Source organism: Olsenella porci (assembly GCF_009695875.1).
GTDB lineage: Bacteria > Actinomycetota > Coriobacteriia > Coriobacteriales > Atopobiaceae > Olsenella_H > Olsenella_H porci.
This window is the reverse complement of record NZ_VUNC01000002.1, coordinates 131,620-153,247: the sequence shown is the minus strand read 5'-3', so window position 1 is coordinate 153,247 and position 21,628 is coordinate 131,620. Positions and strand designations below refer to the sequence as shown.

Here is a 21,628-nt window from a genome sequence, read left to right as displayed (position 1 = left end):
GGGCATGGGGGGAATATACAATCTGCTACCATGGGTTCGATGCGGCCTGAATCATAGTTTATAGGCGGCAGCAGGTCGCAAGCAAGAACGAAAGGAGCCCCGCATGCAGCCGGGTGAAGAAATCGAGAGCCTGGTAGGTGAGCTCGAGCAGATTGTGAGCGAGGGCAAGACGCCCTTTGCGGGAGGGGCGGGCAAGAAGATCGTGGACGCCAACGACGTCTACGAGATCATCGACGAGATCCGGCGCGTGTTCCCCCAGGAGTTCGCGGACGCCCGTCGCATCGTCAAGGAGGAGGCCGAGACCCTTGAGCGCGCGCAGCAGCAGGCCGACTCCATCATCGCGGACGCTCAGCAGCAGGCTATGATCCTCGCTGGGGATCAGGAGGTCGTTCGTCTCGCACAGCAGCAGGCAGACGACATCCGCGACCGGGCGGCCCAGTACGAGCGCGACACCCGCTACAACGCCGAGGAGTACGCCGACACTGTGCTCGCGCACCTGGAGGACAACCTCAAGTCGCTCACCACGTCCGTCACCCGCGTGCGCCAGACGCTCGACGAGAACTCCGGCCCGCGCAATCAGACCAACGACGTCAACTGGTAGGTGCCATGCTCGAGGTAAGGCAGATTCTGGACGAGAGGCTCGAGAACCCCGGCGACACGCTTTCCGTTAAGGGAAACGTGCCCCAGGCGGGCTACGAGCTGGGCGGGCACCACTTTGACCTTCCCCGCGGGATCGACTACGACCTGGTGCTCACCAATGCGGGCGAGGGGATCCTGGCCACGGGCATGATACAGGCCCACGTGGTGGGCACGTGCGACCGGTGCCTTGATCCCGCCGAGTTTGACGTGGATGGCGAGGTGGACGAGTACTATCTCTTCCACGCGCCCAGCGAGGACCAGCAGGCGGACGACGACGAGGACGACGTGGACTTTGCCCTGGTGGGAGACGACCACACGGTCGATTTGGGCGAGGCGATTCGCGACACGCTGGTGATGGAGACGCCCTTCGTGGTGCTGTGCCAGCCCGATTGCAAGGGCCTGTGCCCGGTGTGCGGGGCAAACCTCAACAAGGAGGACTGCGGGCATGCGGCGCAGATCGAGGCCCAGCGCGAGCAGGAGCGGCTCGACGCAAGCCCGTTCGCCGCGCTGCGCGACCTCGACCTGGGCGACGGCGAGGGTTCGGAGAGCTAACAGCTTGGATAAGGTTAGGCCCTCCCCCGGCAAGTTCCCAATTGGGAATTGGCTGGGGGAGGGTCGTTGTATATGCAGGTTGCCTTATTGTCTTGCGCGTTCGCAGTTCACGAGGGCGAGGAGAGTCGCCAGCTGTTGCCGCTGCATAATACCCCGATCACCCGCTCCGCGCAGGCAGAGGGGAGAGAGAGGGGACTCCCTCCTGGCGTGAGACCCTGAACGCAACCTGAACACTCGGCATATCCTATGCATGTTGTCTCACCGAGCTGTGTGGAAAGTTACCGAAACTGCGCTGGGGAGGAGAAGATGGCGTCGGACAATGCAGCCCGCTTTTGCACCGAGTGCGGAATGCGGATGGAAGTGTTCCACCGCGAGATGAGGGACTGGTACTTCCTCTCGTCGGATGGCGTGCTGCGGGAAAGTGGCTCCGGTGGCGCCTTTACCGGCTTTGACGACTATTTCCACGTCACGTCCGGCGGCGTCGAGAAGTTCGCGTCGGCGTCCTGGGACAGGACGAACCCGGATGACCTTGGCGACGCGAGCGTCACATTTCTCTATTCGAACTCCGACGGGGACGCCAGCAACAGGGAAGTGGACTCTGACTTTGTCAAGCGGCTCGAGGACAGGCATCCCACCAAGTCCTATGACGACTATGATCGGGAACAGAACCCTCTGGGATAGTCTTCAGGTTTGCTGTGGCGGCCCGCCGCGGCTCACCCCCGCGAATGTAGTATTTCTGTTGGCGTGCGAGGGTCGCGCGTACGTGGTATAGTCAGTTCTCGCGTGTTCACAGGCAAGATCGTCGGGCGGGTGCCTGGCGTGCAGCTATGTAAGAGAGGTCAAGATGGCAGTTCCCAAGCAGAAAAAGGGCCGCGGCGCCACGCACACTCGTCGTTCGGCCAACAGCAAGCTCGCCGCTCCGGCACGTTCCGTCTGCCCGCAGTGCGGCGCTCCTAAGCTTCCGCACCACGTGTGCCCCAACTGCGGCTACTACAAGGACCGCGAGGTCGTCGTTACCGAGTAGCGCAGAGCCAAGCTCAACGAGCCTGGGAGGTCGGCCCCTGCCGGGGTTGGCCTCCCTTTTCACATTGGGGCAACGCCCCGGTCTGGAGGAGCCATGACTACCATCTGCGTTGACGCGATGGGCGGGGACGAGGGCCCTGAGGTCGTCCTGGACGGCATCGACGCCGCACTCTCCGCAGATTCCGACCTCTCGGTCCTCGTCTCGGGGCCGGAGGACGTGGTCACGCCGTTCGCAGCATCAAGGGAGAGGGTCCGCGCCCTCGTTGCGAGCGAGGTCATCGGCATGGGCGAGCACCCTGCCGATGCCGTGAGGGCAAAGCGCGACTCGAGCATCGTGCGCGGCTGCCAGGCGGTTCGTTCGGGGGATGCGGACGGGTTCTTCTCCGCCGGCTCCACGGGTGCCATCTTCGCCGCCGCCACCCTTCACGTGGGGCGGATTCGCGGGATCAAGCGCCCCGCCATCGCGAGCGCGCTCCCCGGCCTCTCCGGGAGAGACACGATCTTCTGCGACATGGGTGCCAACGCGGACGCAAGGCCCGAGATGATCGTTCAGTTTGCCCAGATGGGACGCGCCTTCTCGCACATCCTGCTGGGGGTCGAGGACGCATCGGTCGCGCTCCTCTCCAATGGCTCCGAGGACACCAAGGGCTCCGAGGCCGCCCTGGCGGCGCACGCCGCGCTGGCGGAGGCGTGCGGGGACGCGGGCTGGTTCAAGGGCAACTGCGAGGGCGGCGACATCCTGGCGGGTCGCTTTGATGTGATCGTCACGGACGGTTTCACAGGCAACGTCGCGCTCAAGACCATCGAGGGCACGGCCAAGTTCATCCTTGGGCGCGTGAAGGGGGCGGTGGAGCAGAGCACGAGGGCAAAGCTTGGCGCCGGCCTCCTCAAGCCCTCACTCAAGGCCGTCGCCGCGGAGCTCTCCGGCGACGACTACGGCGGTGCCATGCTCCTGGGGGTCAAGGCCCCCGTCCTCATTGGCCATGGGGCGACCTCGCGCGAGGCCGTTAAGAACGGGACTCTCGCCTGCGCAAGGGCGGTCCGCGAAGGGCTTGTGGACAAGGTGGCGCAGCAGGTCTCGTAGGGTTTGGCGTACCCCAACAGGGTACAATCGTCAGGATTCGTTAATCTGCCGGCCGTGGCTCGGTGCCGCGGCCGGTTGCACGATGGGGAGGCAACCATGAGCCACGATCAGATCCTGGAGAAGGTCATCGGCCTTACCGCCGACGAGCTGGAGGTAGACCCCTCCACTCTTGGTGAGGACACCGAGTTCAAGAGCCTTGGCGCAGACTCCTTCGACCTCCTGGAGCTCGTCACTTCGTTTGAGGACGAGTTTGGCAAGGAGCTTCCCGACGACGAGCTCCAGTCCATCGTCACGATCGGCGATGCGGTCAAGACCATCGAGAGCGCCCAGTAGGTGAGCCGGTTGGGGATTGAGAGGAGCATCGCGCGCGTCGAGGAGATCGTCGGCCACCACTTTGAGGACCGAAGGCTGATCACCTCGGCCATCACGCATCCGTCGGCGGTGGAGAACCAGCCCGTGTCAGCCTCATACGAGAGGCTCGAGTTCCTGGGGGACTCCATCCTCGGCGCCATGGTCGCGACCGACCTCTTCGAGGCGTTCCCCAGCATGGACGAGGGAGAGCTCACACGCCTCAAGATCTCGCTCGTCTCGGGGAAGACGCTCAGCGAGGTCGCAGGCGACCTGGGAATTGGCGACGTGATCGTGTTCGGCGAGTCCGAGAAGGGCACCGGGGCGCGGGGTATGCACTCGGCCCTCGAGAACGTGTACGAGTCGATCGTGGGGGCGCTCTACCTGGACGCCGGGTTTGAGGTCACGCACGAGTTCGTTTCGAGGACGCTCGCCCCGCACATGTCGCCCCAGCTCGCGAAGCGGCCCATCTCGCCCAAGTCCCGCCTTCAGGAGGTGACCCAGCGCGACCTTCGCTGCGCCCCCGAGTACAAGCTCGTGGGGGAGGAGGGGCCGGCGCACAAGCCCACCTTCACGAGCGTCGTCTTTGTGGATGGCGCACGCGTCGGGCGCGGCTCGGGCTCCTCGAAGAAGGAGTCGGAGTCCGAGGCGGCGCTCGACGCGCTGCGGCGCATGGGATACATGGACTCCGACGGCCTTGACGACGCGGCGGGGGGAGAGGGGGAGTAGCCCCCCCTCTCGGGAAGGTGTCTGGCACGTGTATCTGAAGTCGCTCACGCTCAAGGGGTTCAAGTCCTTCGCGGACCGTACGGCCATGGTCTTTGACCCTGGCCTCAACGTGGTCGTGGGGCCAAACGGCAGCGGCAAGTCGAACATCTCGGACTCGATCCTGTGGGTCCTGGGCGAGCAGAGCGCCAAGATGCTGCGCGGCCAGGCCATGGAGGACGTGATCTTCTCCGGCTCCTCCGGAAGGCAGGCCGTGGGGCTGGCCGAGGTCACGCTGGTCCTGGACAACTCGGACCACACGCTCCCCATCGAGTTTGGCGAGGTGGCCATCACCCGAAGGATGTATCGCTCGGGTGAGTCAGAGTACCTGATCAACGGTGCACCCGCCAGGCTACGCGACATCACCGACATCCTGCACGACTCCGGCCTGGGCAAGGACACCCACTCAATCATCAGTCAGGGTAAGCTCGACAGCGTCCTCTCGAGCAGGCCAGAGGAGCGACGCGAGCTCATCGAGGAGGCGGCGGGCATCAGCAAGCATCGCCGCCGCAAGGAGCGCTCGCAGCGAAAGCTCCAGGGAATGCAGGAGAACCTTACCCGGGCCAAGGACATCGAGCGCGAGATCAACCGCCAGCTCAAGCCGCTCGAGCGTCAGGTGGACAAGGCAAAGCGCGCGCACGACCTGCAGGGGCGGCTCGCCGAGCTCAACACCACGCTCGCGGTGGACGACCTCAGGCAGCTCCAGGCGCGCTACCAGCGCCTCTCCGAGCGCGGCAAGGAGGCAGACGCCGCCATCGAGCTCGCCCAGTACCGCCTGGACGAGAAGAACCACGACCTGGAGAAGTACCAGTCGCTGCTTGAGCAGAAGGGCATCTTCGTTGGCGACCTGGGCGAGCAGCGTCGCAGGATGCAGGACCTCCTCGGGCGCATGGACTCCGACATGCGCCTTCTCGAGGAAAAGGGCAAGAACATGGTCTCGCGCCTCTCCGAGATGCGCATGAGCCTCTCCGCCATGGAGCGCCAGCGCGCGCAGGCCGAGGACGAGCACGCCAAGGTCGCGGAGGAGCTGGAGGAGGCAACCGCACGCACACGGGAGCTGAGGGGCCGCGTGAGCGAGCTGGGCCCGCAGGCAAAGGACGCCGCGGACGAGAGGCGCAGGCTCGGCTCTCGCCAGTCGCAGCTCACGGCAGACCAGCGCGCCGCCCAGCGCGAGGCGGACCAGGAGACGCTGGAGTATGCCAAGCTGCGCGACCAGATATCTAACTCCGAGGTCGAGGACGGCATGTTCCAGAGCCGCCTAGACCAGATCGCCGACGACCTTGCCACCGCGACCGAGGCGCTCTCGCAGCGCAGGGCGCAGGAGGAGGAGTGCCGCACGTCGCTCGAGGCGGCCCGCTCCCGCGAGCGCGAGGCGGACGACGCCATCAGGTCGTGCAAGGACGAGGTCAGGGCTGCCCGCAGCGCGGAGCAGGAGAGCCGCTCGAGGCTCTCGAAGGCCCGCGCCAACCTGGGGGCCCTTGAGTCCGTGGACGAGCAGGCGCAGAACTCGTCCCAGCTGGTGGCATCCCTCACGAAGGGGCCAGACGGCAGCCTGGTGAGGTGCCGCCTCGCCGACCTCGTGGAGGCGCCCGACGAGCTGGAGGGCGTGGTGGAGCGCCTGCTGGGCGACGACCTGGGGGCATTGGTAGTCTCGTCCGGTGACGACGCAGCCAGGCTTGCCCAGACCGCCTTGGGGTCCAAAGCAAAGGGCCGCGCCGCCATCGTGAGCATGGACGAGGCCGGAGGGGGGAACGCGGACGGCGACGGCCTGCCCGGGGAGTCCCTTCTCGCGAGGCTGCGCGTGCGCGACGACGCCGACGGGCTGGTCTCGTCGGTGCTGGGCGGGGTCCGCGTGGTCCCCGATGCCCGCGCCGCCCTCGAAGCCCATGCCAGCGCTCCCGGGCTCACGTTCGTGACGCCGGAGGGGGTCACCGTCCTGCCCGACGGGCGCACCTACGTGGGGCTCGCGTCCAACGCCGAGCAGGGCGCCCTCGAGCGCAAGCGACGCATCCGCTCCCTCCGCGAGGGGATGGGCGAGCTGGAGTCCGCCCTTGCCGATGCCACTGGGGCGATCTCCTCTGCCGAGGCGCGTCTCTCCTCCGCCCGCGAGGGGAGCGCACAGGCTAAGGGCGAGGTCGCGGGCCTCTCCGGCGAGCTGTCGTCCGTCACGGCGGAGATCGGTCGCCTTGAGGCGCAGATCCGCAAGGCGGAGTCCGAGCGAGCCCAGGTGACCAAGGGACGCGAGGCCGCTGCGGCGCGCACGGGCAAGGCGCGCCAGGAGGTCGAGAGGCACAAGGCAGCCGCGGAGGCCGCCAAGGAGCGGGCCGCTCGGCTCTCCGATGAGCTCGACGAGGTATCGGGCAAGCGCCAGCAGGCCTCCCGCAAGGAGAACGATCTGGAGGGAAGGCTTTCCGAGGCCAAGCTCAAGCTCGCCACCGTGTCCGAGCGAAAGAACCACCTCGCGGTCCGTGAGGAGCAGCTCGCGCGCCAGGTGGCGGACATCGACAAGAGGCGCGAGCAGACCGAGCAGGGGGCGGCAGCGCTCGACGTGCTGAGGCTGAGGGTCGAGCCCCTCCACGAGCGCTACGACGCCATACACGAGCGCGCACTCGCCTGGGCCGCACGGCTCAAGGACCGCGCGTCCCTCGCCGAGGCCGACTCCGACTCGCTCAAGCGCACCATCGGCGAGGCCCGCCAGGCGGTCGATGCCGCGTCCACCGAGCTTGAGGGCGCCAAGACCACCGCCAACGACGTCAAGGTCGAGATGGGTAGGCTCGAGGTCCAGGTGGAGAATGCCATCCAGGCCATCACCGCCGACGGCTACGTGTTAGAGGACGCGCTCGCTCTTCCCGAGCCCGAGGACCGCGAGGCCATGGAGCGCGAGGTGGAGCGTCTGCGCAAGCAACTCTCCGGCATAGGCCCCGTCAACGAGGTTGCGATGGACGAGTACACCCGACTCAAGGCGCGCGCGGACTACATCGGCGCCCAGGTCGAGGACCTCGAGAAGGCCAGGAAGTCGCTCCAGAAGATCACGCAGGCGATCGAGCGCAAGATGCGGCGCCAGTTCCTGGTGGTGTTCGACCGCGTCAACGCAAACTTCACGGAGATCTTCGCGATGCTCTTCCCCGGAGGGCATGCGCACATCGAGATGACCGACCCCGACCACCTGGACGAGACGGGCATCGAGATCGTGGCACAGCCCCGCGGCAAGAGGATCCAGAAGATGACCCTCATGAGCGGAGGCGAGAAGTCCCTCACGGCTCTCGCGCTGCTCTTTGCGGTATATAAGACCAGGACCGTCCCCTTCTACGTGTTCGACGAGGTGGAGGCGGCACTGGACGACGCGAACCTCTCAAAGCTGCTCGACGCCATCGAGCTGCTGAAAGAGGACACCCAGCTCATCGTCATCAGCCACCAGCGCAGGACGATGGAGCAGGCGGACGTACTCTATGGCGTGTCGATGCAGGCCGACGGCGTGAGCCACGTCGTGAGCCAGCGGCTCGACCGCTCCACGGGAAAGGTGGTGCAGGCTTAGATGGGACTTAGGGACCGGCTCAGGAAGGGCCTCTCACGCTCGCGCGAGACGCTCTCAGAGATCTTCTACATGGGCGGCGAGGTCGACGAGGACTTCTGGGAGGACCTCGAGGACCACCTCGTGATGGACGACATGGGCGCCGAGGTGGCCATGCGCGTCACCGACGACCTGCGCGAGCAGGCGGCGAGGGAGGGGCTTCGCACGGCGAGGCAGCTCAGGGCCGCGTTGGCCGAGCGCATCTCGCATGAGTTTGCAATAGCAGATCGTGACCCCTTCGAGGACCTTCCCTCGTGCGTGCTCTTCGTGGGCATCAACGGCGCGGGCAAGACCACCACGGTGGGCAAGCTCGCGGGCGTCGCAAGGGGAGAGGGGAGGTCCTGCCTCATCGGCGGTGCCGACACCTTCCGTGCGGCGGCGATCGAGCAGCTCGAGGTGTGGGGCCAGCGCTCCGGGGTCGAGGTCGTGACGCGCGAGCGCGGGGCGGATCCCGCCAGCGTGTGCTACGACGTCCTCGAGCGCGCCGAGAGGGACTCGGCAGACCTCGTGCTGATCGACACCGCGGGGAGGCTCCACACCTCGCCCGAGCTCATGCGCGAGCTCCAGAAGGTGGTCAGGGTCACACGCAAGCGCGCCACCATGCCCGTGAGCGTGGTCTTGGTGATCGACGCGACCACCGGACAGAACGGCCTTGCCCAGGCGACCGAGTTCAACGAGGCGCTCGACCTCGACGGACTCATCGTCACCAAGCTCGACGGCACCGCCAAGGGCGGCATCGCCGTGGCAATCTCACACACCCTCGGACTGCCGATCTATCGCATCGGCGTGGGCGAGGGGATCGACGACCTCCAGTCCTTCGACGCGGCGGAGTTCTCACGCGCGCTCGTGGGTGACGGAGAGGGGGAGTAGCTCATCATGTTCAACAGCCTGTCCGACCGTCTCCAGGGCACCTTCGACAAGCTCCGCGGCAAGGGCCGCCTGACCGAGGACGACATCAACTCTGCCATGCGCGAGATCCGCATGGCCCTGCTCGAGGCCGACGTCAACTACCGCGTGGTGAAGACGTTCGTCTCCGCCTGCAAGGAGAAGTGCATGACCTCTGAGGTCCTGGACTCCCTCACGCCGGCGCAGAACGTGGTCATGATCGTCCTGGACCAGCTAACCAAGCTGCTAGGCTCCACCGAGTCCAAGCTCGTCCTGGCCCAGAACCGCACGCCCAACGTGATCATGCTCGTGGGCCTGCAGGGCTCCGGCAAAACCACTGCTGCAGCCAAGCTGGCCTACCTGCTGAAGGGGCAGGGTCACAGCCCCCTGCTTGCGGCATGCGACACGCACCGCCCCGCCGCGGCAGACCAGTTGCAGACGCTGGGCAACGAGATTTCCGTCCCCGTGTTCCGTGGCGACGGCAAGGACGCGGTTGCCGTGGCGAGGGACTCCATCCAGGAGGCGGTCGACCATCTCAACGACATCGTCATCGTCGACACCGCCGGCCGCCTGCAGGTCGACGAGGAGATGATGCAGGAGGCGGTGGACATCAAGTCTGCCGTCAAGCCCGACCAGATTCTCATGGTAGTCGATGCAATGACCGGTCAGGACATCGTCAACGTCGTCCGCGAGTTTGCTGAGCGCGTGGACTTCGACGGCGTCATCATGTCCAAGCTCGACGGTGACGCGCGTGGCGGCGGTGCCCTCTCGGTGCGCGAGGTCACGGGCAAGCCCATCAAGTTCGTCTCCATGGGCGAGAAGCCCGACTCCCTCGAGGTCTTCCACCCCGACAGGATGGCCAAGCGCATTCTGGGCATGGGCGACGTCTATGGAATCATCGAGCAGGCGCAGAAGGTCGCCGACGAGAAGCAGGTGGAGGACGCCGAGCGCATGCTGCTCGAGGGCTTCACCATGGACGACTACCTTGGCCAGCTCCAGCAGATCCGTAAGATGGGCGGCCTCCAGAAGATGATCGGGATGCTTCCCGGCGGCGAGCGCATGCTCCAGCAGGCGGGCAACCAGGCGGACGAGAGCCAGCTCACCAAGGTCGAGTCGATCATCAGGTCGATGACCAAGGAGGAGCGAAAGAAGCCCAAGAAGATCAACGGGCAGCGCAGGAAGCGCATCGCCGCAGGTTCCGGCCACACTGTCCAGGACGTGAACCAGGTCCTGAAGCAGTGGGACCAGATGAACAAGATGATGGGCAAGATGCGTCAGATGACGCAGGTCTCCCCCAAGGGGAAGAAGAAGGGCTCCACCTCGCGCAAGCAGATGCGCCAGATGCGCGGCATGATGAAGAACATGGGTATTGGTGGCATGAACGGCCTGGGCAACATGGACATGGACCAGATCGCCAAGCTTGGGGGCAAGAAGTTCTAGGGTCCTCCCGCGCGAGGCATCGCTGTTTGGGACGGTCAAGACGACGGGGCGCATCGGGCCAACGAACTGGCTCGGTGCGCTCCGTTTGTTTGTGGCCGTTCCGCGAGGCCTTGCGCCAAGTCCGTGCCGGTTTGAAGGGCTCAAAGAAGGGGAGAGGGGCGTCTCCCGTGTCCGACGCCGCACGTCGCGCCCCCGCTCGGGGAGGGTCCCCTGGTCAAAGAAGGGGAACAGGTCACCCGGTACGGACGAGCCTTGGTCAGAGAGCAAGCCTCCCCCCGCTGGTGATGGCCGCTGGCCGCACGGTAATCCCCCTGCCATCATCCCTCCGAGCGCCTCCCACACGGTAGCGGACTCCCCTTCCTGGGGGGAGAACCCTGGCTCCTCGCAGGCGGCTTTAGACAGAGTGGACTATTGGGTTGACTTTCCCTAGTTGACATCCAGCCAAGTCTCCAGCCTTGGAAGAAGGTTGCTTGCGCGAGCAATCTGCTGCCAGCCTACCGTCTCCTCTGCTGCCGATGGCAGCTGCGTCCTGAAATGAGCACTCACAAGGGGAACTCACTGCCAAAGTTGCGATGTTGATAGTGGCTCAACTGGGGGAACGCAATCCCCCGGGCCCTACGTGGCAGCAAACGACCGATATGAGCACGCGCATCGGGAGTTTGCTGCCAAGTGAGCGTCTTTCAACCTTCGATTGGCAGCTGCTTCCTGGTTTGAGCACTCACATCGGGAGTCTGTTGCCAGTAGGCGTGCCGCGGGAGGAGTACCTGGAGTCTTTGAAGGTGTAGGGACGCCACTGCTTAATCACCCTAAGCCTCCTGTGGATTCGGCAACCGAATGCTTAGCCGCACTAGCCCCCATGCTGATTTCCGGCACTTTTGCTCGCACGAGGGCTAGAAGGGTTAAGGAATTTGCTTCGAAATCCACATGAGGGCTAGTGCGGCTAGGCAACAGGCTCTCAAAACCGCACGAGGTCTAGGGAAACTAAGCGCATGTCGCAGAACATGCATGTGCTTGGGGAATACAGGGCGTCGCGATTGACCTCCCCTCCATTCCCTGACTATGGGCAGGTTCGTGAGGATGGCTGGTTGCGTGTCCCTCTGCATTTCTGGTTTTGCCGGGAGCAGAACTGCATGTCTTCACAGGCATCTGGTCAGATGGCTCCCACGGGTCTGTCCTCGTTGCGGGCGCAGGCTCCCAGGCGGCCGGCGGGAGGGGTCAGGGGCACGACCCTCGCTCTTCTCCCCCAAACGAGAAGCCTCCCGTCCCCCAACCTAGGGAACGGAAGGCAATCAAAACCCCTCGAGATGGGTCGCAGCCCCGTCGTGTGGTGACGCCTAGCTGTGGACCACCACGACGTCCCCGACCTTCACCAGCGAGTACAGCGTCTTTGCCGCATCGGACGGCAGGTTCACGCAGCCATGGCTGCCGTCGGTCTGATAGATGGTCCCGCCAAAGGAGCTGCGCCAGCTGGCGTCGTGGAAGGCGACCATGTTGCCCACGAAGGGCATCCAATAGCTGACCTGGCTCTTGTAGTCTGGCTCGCCGTCGCCGTTCTCGTCCTCTCCGATGAGCGTCTGGTTGGTGCCCATGTACGAGTCGATGGTGTACACGCCCTCGGGCGTCCCGTGCCCCTTGGAGGTGTTGCCGGACACGCAGTCGCTCTCCCAGATGAGGTTGCCGCTTTCGTCGTACATCCTCACGTGCTGCTCGCTGAGGTCGCAGTCGATGTAGCGGCTGCCCCAGTCGGCCCCGCCGGGGTTGTAGGTCGCTGCCGTGGTCTTCCAGGGGATCTCGACCGACGCCGCCTTGCCGGCCTGGATGTTTGCCGCCAGGGACTGTGCCAGGGAGGACCCGTCGAGCACCCATCCGTACGTGCCGCCCGATACCGTCACCTGCTTGCCGTACGGAGTGGTGTAGGTGCGGGAGGTTCCGACGGTGTCGTACTGCTTGGACAGGTCACCCGTCGCCCAGGTGGTGATGGCGTTGGTGTCGAGCGAGACCGAGAGGTCGTCCCCCACGCTGACCCACTTAGAGATGGTGTCCGCGTCCACCGTGGCGGCGGTCGAACCGTTGACGGTGAGGGTCTGCGTCGCGGCGAGGTAGGAGTTCGCCGTGGACGCCGCGGTCTTCAGGTTCTCGTCGTCCTTGGTGACGGTGGGCTGCTGCAGGCTGTCCGATCCCAGCTCCAGCGTGGTCTGGCCAGAGTCGATGGCCGCCTCCACCGCCTTCTCGACGGCGGATTCGTCCAGGGCGGTGCCCTGCTGCTCGGCAGTGATCGCGTAGGTCTTGCTCGACGAGTCGTAGGCGATCGTGGCGTTGGTGGGGGCGGTCGCGCTCGCATTGACCTTGTCGACGGCGGCCTTGACCAGGGCGGTGAGCTTGTCCTTGTCGTAGGAGGGGGAGAGGCTCACGGTGATGTTGTTTCCACGCGCCACTTTGACGGGCCACAGCCACGCGTTGGAGGCGGACTGGATCGCCTGCGCGATCGTTTCGGTCCCGCTTGCGTAGTCGATGTCCGACGCGCCAACGGTGAGTGACAGTCCCTCGCCCGACACCGCCAGCGAGTAGTTGCTGACGGTGCTCGCCTTCTCCTCCGCGACCGACTGGGCGGTCTTGAGCGAGGCATCCTCGCCGTTCACAGTCGTGTTGGGCATGAGGACCCTCGACCAGGCGACGACCCCTCCCAGGTAGACTCCGCCAACGACCCCAGCGCACACCAGGGCCACCTTGGCGCCCTTGGGAATGCCGCCCTTGCGACTGTGTGGCCTGTCTCCCCTGCTTTGCTTGCGGCTGCGGCTGGGCCCGTCGTGGTGGTGCGCCCCCACCGACGCGTCGTGCGAGAGGTGCGTGGGCACGATGGGCTTTGGTGCCAGCACGGTCTTGGCGGGATCGCCCTCGGGGGCGTCCCCCTGCCTGTTGTCCTTGTCGTCTTGCACGTGTGCTCCCTCGTTGCGTGCCGGTTCCGTTGCCCGGCCGCGCCTTGTTTCCTGTCGGGGTATTCTACCCCTCGAGAAAGAGAAGGGGCGAATGGTTGGTGCGCAGATGACAATTACACGGATAGCAGATGAATCTGACCCTAGGCTCGATGTGTACACGCGACTCTCGGACCGGCAGCTGAGGAGCCTTGCGGACCCGTCGCAGGCAGTGGTCGTATGTGAGTCCCTTCTCGTCATCAAGGTCGCCGTTGAGCGCGGTCTTGAGCTGCAGTCGGTATTGGTGGACGAGAGGCACCTGGACAACCTGCTCCAGACCGTCCCCGCCCTGGATGGTATGGACGTTCCCATCTACACCGCCACGCGCGATCAGCTTCAGGGGGTCACGGGGATCAACGTCCACCGTGGGTATTTCGCCGCCGCGAGGAGGCCGCGACCCAGGGGGCTGGGAGAGGTGCTCGAGGGTGCGGGTCGCATCGCCGTCCTCGAGGGGCTCGTGGACATCACCAACGTGGGCGCGCTCTTCCGCTCCGCCGCGGCGCTCGGGGTCGACGGGATCGTCCTCGCGCCGCGGTGCGCCGACCCCCTCAACCGACGCTCCGTGCGAGTGAGCATGGGGACCGTTTTCGTGCTTCCCTGGGCCGTCGCCCCGGAGCCGTGGCCGCAGTCGCTTCTCGGCGAGCTGGGCGAGAGGGGCTTTCACACCGTGGCCCTGGCGCTCGACGACCGGGCCGTCCCCATAGATGACCCCTCGCTCGCGGGCCACGACCGCCTGGCCCTCTTCTTTGGCAGCGAGGGCTGGGGCCTCTCGGACCAGGTGCTCGAGGGTGTCGACTCAACGGCGATCATCCCGATGCAGAGGGGCGTCGACTCGCTCAACGTGGCGGCGAGCAGCGCGGTCGCGTTCTGGGAGCTCTGCTCCCGCGGCAGGTCGTAGGCACCCGTCGCGAGTCCGCCGCGACCCCGACGAATTGCGGGTCTCGCGGTCCCGGCGGACAGACTCGCGCAATCTTGGGTAATAGGCAAACAGGCACCAAGCCGTGTCATGCCCGCGGCACAGAAGGAGAAACCCACGATGGACATGGATAACAGAAAGCGACGGCAGTCGATGATCATCTACGTGATCATCGCCATCATCGTCGCGATAGCGTTGAGGTCGACGCTGTACCCTAGCATCGTCTCGAGCCAGGTCAAGGAGGTCAGCTACACCGACTTCCTGTCGATGGTCGACGACGACAAGGTGTCCGAGGTCAACCTCGACACCTCAAACAGCCAGATCCGCTTCAAGCTCAAGGACCAGGACGGAAGCATCCAGTACTACGAGACCACGCTCTTCCCCAACGACGACTCGCTGGTGAGCCGCCTGGAGGAGCACAACGTTGACGCGTCTGCCGAGATCCCGGACGACTCCAACAACATGTGGCTGTACCTGCTCCTGTCGTATGGCATTCCGCTGCTGATCATCTTTGGCGGTGGCTGGCTCTTCAACCGCCAGCTCAAGAAGTCGATGGGCGACGACGGCCCGTCGATGAACTTTGGCGGCGGCTTTGGCCTCGGAGGAGGCGGGCTCGGGAAGTCCGGCGCCAAGGAGGTCAAGGGCGAGGACACCGGCGTGACCTTCAAGGACGTTGCCGGCCAGGACGAGGCAAAGGACTCGCTGCGCGAGATCGTGAGCTTCCTGGAGGACCCGCAGAAGTACAACGACATCGGAGCGCGCTGCCCCAGGGGCGCCCTGCTCGTGGGCCCTCCGGGCACGGGCAAGACCCTGCTCGCCAAGGCGGTTGCCGGCGAGGCGGACGTCCCGTTCTTCTCCATCAGCGGATCCGAGTTCGTCGAGATGTTCGTGGGCCGTGGCGCCGCAAAGGTGCGCGACCTGTTCAAGCAGGCCAAGGAGAAGGCCCCCTGCATCATCTTCATCGACGAGATCGATACCGTCGGCAAGAAGCGTGACACGAGCATCAACTCCAACGACGAGCGCGAGCAGACGCTGAACCAGCTCCTTGCCGAGATGGACGGCTTCGACAACCACAAGGGCATCGTGGTCCTGGCGGCCACCAACAGGCCCGACTCGCTCGACCCTGCCCTAACGCGCCCCGGCCGCTTTGACCGCCGCATCCCCGTCGAGCTTCCCGATCTCGCCGGCCGCGAGGCGATCCTCAAGCTGCACGCCGGCGACGTGAAGATGGAGCCCGGCGTCGACTTTGGCGCCGTCGCCCGACAGACCCCCGGCGCCTCGGGCGCCGACCTCGCCAACATGATCAACGAGGCGGCACTGCGCGCCGTCAGGTTTGGCCGCAAGCGCGTCACCCAGGAGGACATCGAGGAGTCCGTCGACACCGTCATCGCGGGCGAGAAGAAGAAGAAGTCCACGGTCCTCTCCGAGCACGAGAAGGAGGTCGTCGCCTACCACGAAACCGGCCACGCCATCGTCGCGGCCGTCCAGGACGGCAAGGCGCCCGTCTCCAAGATCACGATCGTGCCCCGAACCTCCGGCGCCCTGGGCTTCACCATGCAGGCGGAGGAGGACGAGCACTACCTCACCACGCGCGAGGAGTACGAGCAGCGCATTGCCGTGCTCTGCGGCGGCCGTGCGGCCGAGGAGCTGATCTTTGGCCAGATGACCTCGGGTGCCGCCAACGACATCGAGAAGGCCACCAAGATCGCCCGCGCCATGGTCACGCAGCTGGGGATGTCCGACAGGTTTGGAATGACCGCCCTCGGCGAGACCACCAACCGCTACCTGGGCGGCGGCATGGAGCTCACCTGCTCCGAAGGCACGCAGCGCGAGGTGGACGAGGAGGTCCAGCGCCTGGTCGAGGCCGGGCACCAGACCGCCCTCAAGACCCTGCGCGAGAACCGCTTCAAGCTGCACGAGATCGCGCACTACCTCCAGAAGAAGGAGACGATCACGGGCGAGGAGTTCATGAACATCCTCAACCGCGACGACGGATTCGCGCCGCGCTATCAGGCAAACCCCGAGGCATAGGCGGGGGAGAGACGCGCAACAAGGCGGGGGAGGGGCTGCCGGTGACGGCGGCCCCTCCCCCTTACGCACCACGCTGGCTGGCGTTCCTTCCTACGCCGTGGGCTTCCTCTCGCTCAGGATGCCCTCGCGATAGGCGGAGAGGAGCCGTGAGAGGTCTCGGATCTGCCTGCGGATGTCGGCGCCCGTGTCGGTGTCCGCAATCCTGAGCTCGTGGGGCTCGCGCTCTATCACCGTCACATCGCTCTCGATGTCGGCGTTATCGTCCAGGGCGGCCTCCACGCTCTGGAAGGGGCGGTGCGCCTTGATGCGCATGCCGTCCGAGCCGGAGATGAGCGTGTATCCCGCGATGCCAGTCTTCTTGTGGTAGGCGGAGCAGAACCCGCCGTCGATCACCAGGAGGCGACCGCCGGCGCGACTGGGGCTCTCGCCGTCGATGGCCTTTACCGGGCGGTGTCCGTTCACGATGTGCCCGCGTTCGCCGTCGAGGCCAAACTCCTCCAGGATGCGCGCACAGACGCCTTGGTCGTGGGTGAGCCGGTAGTACGGGTCCTCCGGTTCCTCCCAGGTTGAGCGGTCGTCGACGAAGGTGCGCTCGAAGGTCTTCACCACGCGCCCCGAGAGGGGGGAGTGGCGCCCGCACCACAGGTACCACATCCAGTCGAGCGAGGCCTGGTCTCCCACATGCCATGCGCGGCGTGCGATGCGGTCGCAGAAGTCCATGTACTCGCGGCCGGAGTATTCCCGGCCCTCACAGGTGACCCTGCTGAAGCTGCCGTTCTCCTCCAGGGGAAGGCAGCCGTGGAACAGCAGGTTGCCGTTGCGCACCAGGTAGATGCTCCCGCGCTCGTATAGAAACTCAACCTGGCGGCGCAGCCTCTCGCTCGACTTGAACGAGCGCACGAGCCCGTCGAGGACGCGCCTCTCGTCTGCGTCGAGCTCGTAGGGGTGAGCGGTGTTGATGGTGGGGAAGTCGCAGGTCCTGAGGGCGTGCGGCACGCCGTCGATGGTGACCGTTCCGTCCACGACGTCGATCTTGTCCAGCAGGAGCCTTCCCTCCATCCCAAACTCGGGGTTGCGCATGATCAGCTGCCCCTCGAGCTTGAAGAGGATGACGCTGATGGCCTTCTCCATGGGGGAGATCACGTCGTACTCCACGTAGTTGCGGTCGGCGAAGAGCGCGAGCTCCCTCAGGCTGATGCCGTAGGCGCCCTCCAGCACGTCGAGCGTGCGGTAGCGGACGTTGTTGCGCACCACCGACGCCACGCAGGCCTCGGAGCCGGCGGCAGCGCCCATCCAGCTGATGTCGTGGTTGCCCCACTGGATGTCGAGCGAGTGGTAGGCCATGAGGCTGTCGATGATCCTGTCGGCGTGGGGCCCGCGGTCGAAGATGTCGCCTACCAGGTGCAGGTGGTCGACGGCCAGGCGCTTGATGAGGGAGGAGAGGGACACGATGAAGTCGTCCGTTGCCTCCGTCCCCACTATCGAGGCGATGATCTGCTCGTGGTACTCGTGGCGGCTCGTCTCACCCTCGCCCGACGCGTGGAGGAGCTCGTCGATGATGTAGGCGTAGGAGACGGGCATGGCCTTGCGGACCTTGGAGCGCGTGTACAGGCCGCTCAGGCGCCGCGCAAGCCGCACCAGGAGGAACAGCGTGTGGGCGTACCACTCGTCGCTCGTCTCGCCCGCCTCGTGCATGCGGCGGAGCTTCTCCTGCGGGTAGTAGATGAGGGTGCAGAGGCTGGCGCGCTGAGCGCTTCCAAGCTCGGTCGAGAACAAGCGGTCCACCTGCTCGCGGATGACCCCCGAGCAGTTGTTGAGGATGTGCAGGAACGCCTCGTACTCGCCGTGGACGTCGCTCATGAAGTGCTCGGTGCTCTTGGGGAGGTTGAGAATCGCCTCGAGGTTGATGATCTCGGTGAACGCCGCCTGCTGCGTGGGGAAGCTCTTCGAGAGCAGCTCGAGGTAGCGCTCATCCTCCGGGCCCAGGGGCTCCTCCGCCCCGTTTCCCGCCGTTCTCTCGGTTTCCCTCTGGTCCAGGGTCATGCGCATGTCTCCCTTCGCTGTGGTGTCACGAAGATTCTCGCGCAACGGGGAAGGGGAAAGCTTTTATATCGCAACGGAATCGGCGGGGGAGCCGCAACGGGCGGCGCAGCGCGCAAGGTGTGTCCTTTGGGTGGAGCGTCCGTGTGGCTTGGGTGACGGGCGGATGCGGCGGGCGTTCCAGGTGTCGATACGGTTAAGGGCTCCCGACCGCGGCAGGCGCGCGTTGCGGCGTGCTATCATGCGCTCTGTTGCTGTGATGGGGAGAGTACCCGGGGCAGCGCGACCCACAGAGAGCGGGCATGGTGAGAGACCGCGGTCGCGTCCCGGAGAAGATCACCCCGGAGCTGCGGCCCCAAAGCGCCCTTGGGCGTGAGTAGGCGTCGCCGGAGTGGCCGCCGAGACAGGCCAGCCGAGTTTCGGGGGAGACCCCTTGCTGGGTGGTTCACAAGCGGAGCATGCCACAGGGCGCTTCGTCCCAGCAGAACGGGACGGGCGCCCTTTGTCTGGGACACCCGGGAAGAGAGAGGTGAGCGAGAGGTGGCGAATCAGTACAAGAAGACGATGAACCTCCCCAAGACAGGCTTTCCCATGCGGGCTAGCCTGGCCCAAAACGAGCCCAAGCGGCTCAAGGACTGGGAGGACAACGACGTCTACGGACTGATGCTCAAGAAGAACGAGGGGCACGAGAAGTTCGTGCTGCACGACGGCCCTCCCTACGCCAATGGACCGATCCACCTCGGCCACGCGCAGAACAAGATCAGCAAGGACATGATTAACCGCTACTGGGCGATGAGGGGCTACCAGACCCCGTACGTCCCCGGTTGGGACTGCCACGGCCAGCCCATCGAGCACAAGGTCGAGGAGACGCTCGGCACCGCCAAGTTCAACCAGCTCCCCACCGTCAAGATCCGCGAGCTCTGCAGGACCATGGCCGTGGAGCAGGTGGACACGCAGCGACAGGGGTTCAAGCGCCTGGGCGTCCTCGCCGAGTGGGACAACCCCTACCTCACCTACACGCACGACTACGATGCAACGGACGTCGAGATCTTCAAGGAGATCTTTGACAAGGGCGCCATCTATCGCGGACGCAAGCCCGTGCACTGGTGCTCCCACTGCCACACCGCCCTCGCGGAGGCAGAGATCGAGTACTCCGACGAGGTGAGCCCCGCCATCTTCGTCAGGTTCAGGATGACCACCGTTCCGCAGGGGCTCGAGGCGTACTCGGACAACCTGTGGGTTGACATCTGGACCACCACCCCGTGGACTCTGCCCGCCGACGACTGCGTGATCCTGCACCCCGAGGCCGACTACGTCGCAGTGCTGGTCGATGGCCGCGCCGAGATCATGGCGCGCGCCCTCGTGGAGAGGGACTGCCAGAAGTTTGGCTACGAGGGCTGGGAGCTCGCCAAGGGCAGCGATGGCCAGGAGTGGCACATGAGCGGCGTCGAGCTCGCCCACAACAAGTACGAGCAGCCCATCTTTGGCGACCAGGGCGTCGAGGGCGAGTTCATCTATGCAGACTACGTCACGCTCGAGGACGGCACCGGCGTGGTGCACTCCGCCCCCGGCCACGGCGTGGACGACTACAACGCGGGCATGCGCTTTGGCATCCCCGTGGTGATGCCCGTCGACGACGACGGCGTGTTCTACAAGGGCGAGGGCCTGGGCGCGGGCGGCCCGTGGGGTGGCATGGAGGTCAACGAGGCCAACCCCAAGATCATCCAGTGGCTCTACGACCGTGGCGTGCTCATCCTGCACGAGGACATCACGCACAGCTACCCGCACTGCTGGCGCTGCAAGCGTCCCGTCATCTTCCGCGCCACGAGCCAGTGGTTCGTCTCCATGGACAAGACCGGCCTCAGGGGGCAGGCGCTCGAGGAGCTGGGCAAGGTCCGCTTCTACCCGTCGCACTCGGTCAAGCGCATTGGCTCCATGGTCGAGCAGCGCCCCGACTGGTGCATCTCGAGGCAGCGCAACTGGGGCGTTCCCATCCCCGCCTTCACCTGCCAGGACTGCGGCGAGACGGTCATCAACGACCAGACCCTGGACCGCGTGATCGCCCTCTTCCGCGAGAAGGGCTCCGACGCCTGGTTCACCGACGACCCCAAGGACTACCTGGGCGACGCCTGCACCTGCCCCAAGTGCGGCAGCCACAACCTCAAGGCCAACAGCGACATCCTCGACGTGTGGTGGGACTCCGGCGTGAGCCACACCGCAGTGTGCAAGCACCGCGACTACCTCAAGTTCCCCGCCGACATGTACCTCGAGGGCTCCGACCAGCACCGCGGCTGGTTCATGAGCTCGCTCATGACCTCGGTGGGTGCCTACGGGGTGGCCCCCTACAAGTCCGTGGTCTCGCAGGGCTTCACGCTCGACGGCCAGGGCAGGAAGATGTCCAAGTCGCTTGGCAACGTCATCGACCCCAACAAGGTCTGTGACGAGCGCGGAGCCGACGTCCTCAGGCTCTGGGTCGCCTCGGTCGACACCTCGACCGACGTCCCCTGCGACGAGACGATCCTCTCGCACGTGGGTGACGCGTACCGCAAGATCCGCAACACCCTCCGCTTCCTGCTCGGTGAGCTCGAGGGCCAGTTCGACCTCGCCACCGACGGCGTGCCCGTCGACCAGCTCCTGCCGTACGACCGCCTGGCGCTTGCCCGCATGTGCCAGGTCCACGACGAGGTGAGCAGGGCCTACGAGGGCTACCGCTTCAACCAGGTGTATCGCACGCTGTACGACTACGTGATCACTGAGCTCTCCAACGACTACCTCAACGCGACCAAGGACCGCACCTACTGCGGCGTCCCGGGCTCGCTCGAGCGCAGGAGCGCCCAGACCGTCTGGTCGTACATCCTCTCGATGCTCGTTCACGACCTCCAGCCCATCCTCGTGTACACGACCGACGAGGTCATGCAGTACCTGCCCGAGTCCCTCCGCGACGGCCAGCGCTACGCGGCGCTCCTGGACTGGTTCCAAGCGCCCATGGCGGCGGACGAGTACGAGCCGCTCCTCGCCACGTACGAGGCGATGGTCCGGGCCCGCGGCGCGTTCACCAAGGCCTACGAGGAGGCCGCCGGCAACGGGACCATCGAGGCCAAGACCACCCAGGCGGCTCGCGCGGAGCTCACGCTGCCACACGAGGAGTACGCGCTCCTCACCGGCGACGGCGCCGTCGACCTTGCCGAGGCGTTCGTGTGCTCCGAGGTCTGCGTCCACGAGGGCGACGAGCTCTCGTGCCAGGTCCTTCCCGCCAACGGCGAGAAGTGCCCGCGCTGCTGGAACTGGCGCGAGCTTGGCGAGGACGGGCTCTGCGAGCGCTGCTCCGAGGCCGTCGCCGCCTGTGGTGACGGGGAGTAGCA

Annotated in this window: 15 protein-coding genes; 13 read left to right on the top strand and 2 right to left on the bottom strand. The window is 65.7% G+C overall.

Annotated features, from left to right (window positions below):
* The first annotated feature begins 103 nt into the window (after positions 1–103).
* The 10 genes from FYJ68_RS03395 to ffh all read left to right on the top strand — a co-directional run bounded on the left by FYJ68_RS03395 (position 104) and on the right by ffh (position 10,307).
* A complete protein-coding gene (locus FYJ68_RS03395) occupies positions 104–601 on the top strand; it encodes an ATPase (RefSeq protein WP_154433978.1) in 498 nt (165 codons plus the stop codon).
* Between the two features lie 5 nt (positions 602–606).
* Positions 607–1,191 carry a YceD family protein gene (locus FYJ68_RS03390; RefSeq protein WP_154433976.1) on the top strand — a complete coding sequence of 195 codons (585 nt, stop codon included), beginning with the start codon at positions 607–609 and terminating at the stop codon, positions 1,189–1,191.
* Between the two features lie 306 nt (positions 1,192–1,497).
* On the top strand, positions 1,498–1,872 hold the full coding sequence (locus FYJ68_RS03385) for a hypothetical protein (protein WP_154433974.1): 375 nt from the start codon (positions 1,498–1,500) through the stop codon (positions 1,870–1,872).
* A 163-nt stretch (positions 1,873–2,035) separates the two neighbouring features.
* Positions 2,036–2,215 (top strand): 50S ribosomal protein L32, encoded by a 180-nt coding sequence (rpmF, locus tag FYJ68_RS03380; protein WP_009279317.1) that lies wholly within the window; start codon positions 2,036–2,038, stop codon positions 2,213–2,215.
* Between the two features lie 93 nt (positions 2,216–2,308).
* Positions 2,309–3,298, top strand: a complete 990-nt coding sequence (plsX, locus tag FYJ68_RS03375; protein WP_154433972.1) for a phosphate acyltransferase PlsX — start codon at positions 2,309–2,311, stop codon at positions 3,296–3,298.
* Between the two features lie 96 nt (positions 3,299–3,394).
* The gene (locus FYJ68_RS03370; RefSeq protein WP_154433970.1) at positions 3,395–3,631 is read left to right on the top strand and encodes an acyl carrier protein; all 237 of its coding nucleotides are present in this window, start codon (positions 3,395–3,397) and stop codon (positions 3,629–3,631) included.
* A 9-nt stretch (positions 3,632–3,640) separates the two neighbouring features.
* A complete protein-coding gene (rnc, locus tag FYJ68_RS03365; RefSeq protein ID WP_154433968.1) occupies positions 3,641–4,375 on the top strand; it encodes a ribonuclease III in 735 nt (244 codons plus the stop codon).
* A gap of 28 nt (positions 4,376–4,403) precedes the next feature.
* Entirely contained in the window at positions 4,404–7,946 is a 3,543-nt protein-coding gene (gene smc, locus FYJ68_RS03360) for a chromosome segregation protein SMC (RefSeq protein WP_195837718.1), read from the top strand.
* A complete protein-coding gene (ftsY, locus tag FYJ68_RS03355) occupies positions 7,947–8,852 on the top strand; it encodes a signal recognition particle-docking protein FtsY (protein ID WP_154433963.1) in 906 nt (301 codons plus the stop codon). It begins immediately after the preceding gene.
* Between the two features lie 6 nt (positions 8,853–8,858).
* Positions 8,859–10,307, top strand: a complete 1,449-nt coding sequence (gene ffh, locus FYJ68_RS03350) for a signal recognition particle protein (RefSeq protein ID WP_154433961.1) — start codon at positions 8,859–8,861, stop codon at positions 10,305–10,307.
* A 1,334-nt stretch (positions 10,308–11,641) separates the two neighbouring features.
* On the opposite strand, the gene FYJ68_RS03345 is transcribed toward ffh, so the two are convergent.
* On the bottom strand, positions 11,642–13,243 hold the full coding sequence (locus FYJ68_RS03345) for a L,D-transpeptidase family protein (RefSeq protein WP_326832205.1): 1,602 nt from the start codon (positions 13,241–13,243) through the stop codon (positions 11,642–11,644).
* Between the two features lie 151 nt (positions 13,244–13,394).
* On the opposite strand from FYJ68_RS03345, the gene FYJ68_RS03340 reads away from it, so the two are divergent.
* Positions 13,395–14,177 carry a TrmH family RNA methyltransferase gene (locus FYJ68_RS03340; RefSeq protein WP_326832204.1) on the top strand — a complete coding sequence of 261 codons (783 nt, stop codon included), beginning with the start codon at positions 13,395–13,397 and terminating at the stop codon, positions 14,175–14,177.
* 138 nt (positions 14,178–14,315) lie between these two features.
* Positions 14,316–16,226, top strand: a complete 1,911-nt coding sequence (gene ftsH / locus FYJ68_RS03335; RefSeq protein WP_154433957.1) for an ATP-dependent zinc metalloprotease FtsH — start codon at positions 14,316–14,318, stop codon at positions 16,224–16,226.
* 90 nt (positions 16,227–16,316) lie between these two features.
* On the opposite strand, the gene FYJ68_RS03330 is transcribed toward ftsH, so the two are convergent.
* Complete coding sequence (locus FYJ68_RS03330; protein WP_154433955.1) at positions 16,317–18,269, bottom strand: fructose-1,6-bisphosphatase; 1,953 nt, start codon at positions 18,267–18,269, stop codon at positions 16,317–16,319.
* A gap of 537 nt (positions 18,270–18,806) precedes the next feature.
* Here FYJ68_RS03330 and ileS point away from each other — a divergent pair.
* Entirely contained in the window at positions 18,807–21,626 is a 2,820-nt protein-coding gene (gene ileS, locus FYJ68_RS03325) for an isoleucine--tRNA ligase (RefSeq protein WP_326832203.1), read from the top strand.
* The last annotated feature ends 2 nt before the right edge of the window (positions 21,627–21,628 follow it).

What these genes read in the sequence shown, in the direction of transcription:
- FYJ68_RS03385 (WP_154433974.1), top strand. Translation starts at nt 1,498, where the DNA reads ATGGCGTCGGACAATGCAGCCCGCTTTTGCACCGAGTGCGGAATGCGG.
- FYJ68_RS03395 (WP_154433978.1), top strand. Translation starts at nt 104, where the DNA reads ATGCAGCCGGGTGAAGAAATCGAGAGCCTGGTAGGTGAGCTCGAGCAG.
- ffh (WP_154433961.1), top strand. Translation starts at nt 8,859, where the DNA reads ATGTTCAACAGCCTGTCCGACCGTCTCCAGGGCACCTTCGACAAGCTC.
- FYJ68_RS03330 (WP_154433955.1), bottom strand. Translation starts at nt 18,269, where the DNA reads ATGACCCTGGACCAGAGGGAAACCGAGAGAACGGCGGGAAACGGGGCG.
- ftsY (WP_154433963.1), top strand. Translation starts at nt 7,947, where the DNA reads ATGGGACTTAGGGACCGGCTCAGGAAGGGCCTCTCACGCTCGCGCGAG.
- FYJ68_RS03370 (WP_154433970.1), top strand. Translation starts at nt 3,395, where the DNA reads ATGAGCCACGATCAGATCCTGGAGAAGGTCATCGGCCTTACCGCCGAC.
- plsX (WP_154433972.1), top strand. Translation starts at nt 2,309, where the DNA reads ATGACTACCATCTGCGTTGACGCGATGGGCGGGGACGAGGGCCCTGAG.
- rpmF (WP_009279317.1), top strand. Translation starts at nt 2,036, where the DNA reads ATGGCAGTTCCCAAGCAGAAAAAGGGCCGCGGCGCCACGCACACTCGT.
- FYJ68_RS03390 (WP_154433976.1), top strand. Translation starts at nt 607, where the DNA reads ATGCTCGAGGTAAGGCAGATTCTGGACGAGAGGCTCGAGAACCCCGGC.
- ftsH (WP_154433957.1), top strand. Translation starts at nt 14,316, where the DNA reads ATGGACATGGATAACAGAAAGCGACGGCAGTCGATGATCATCTACGTG.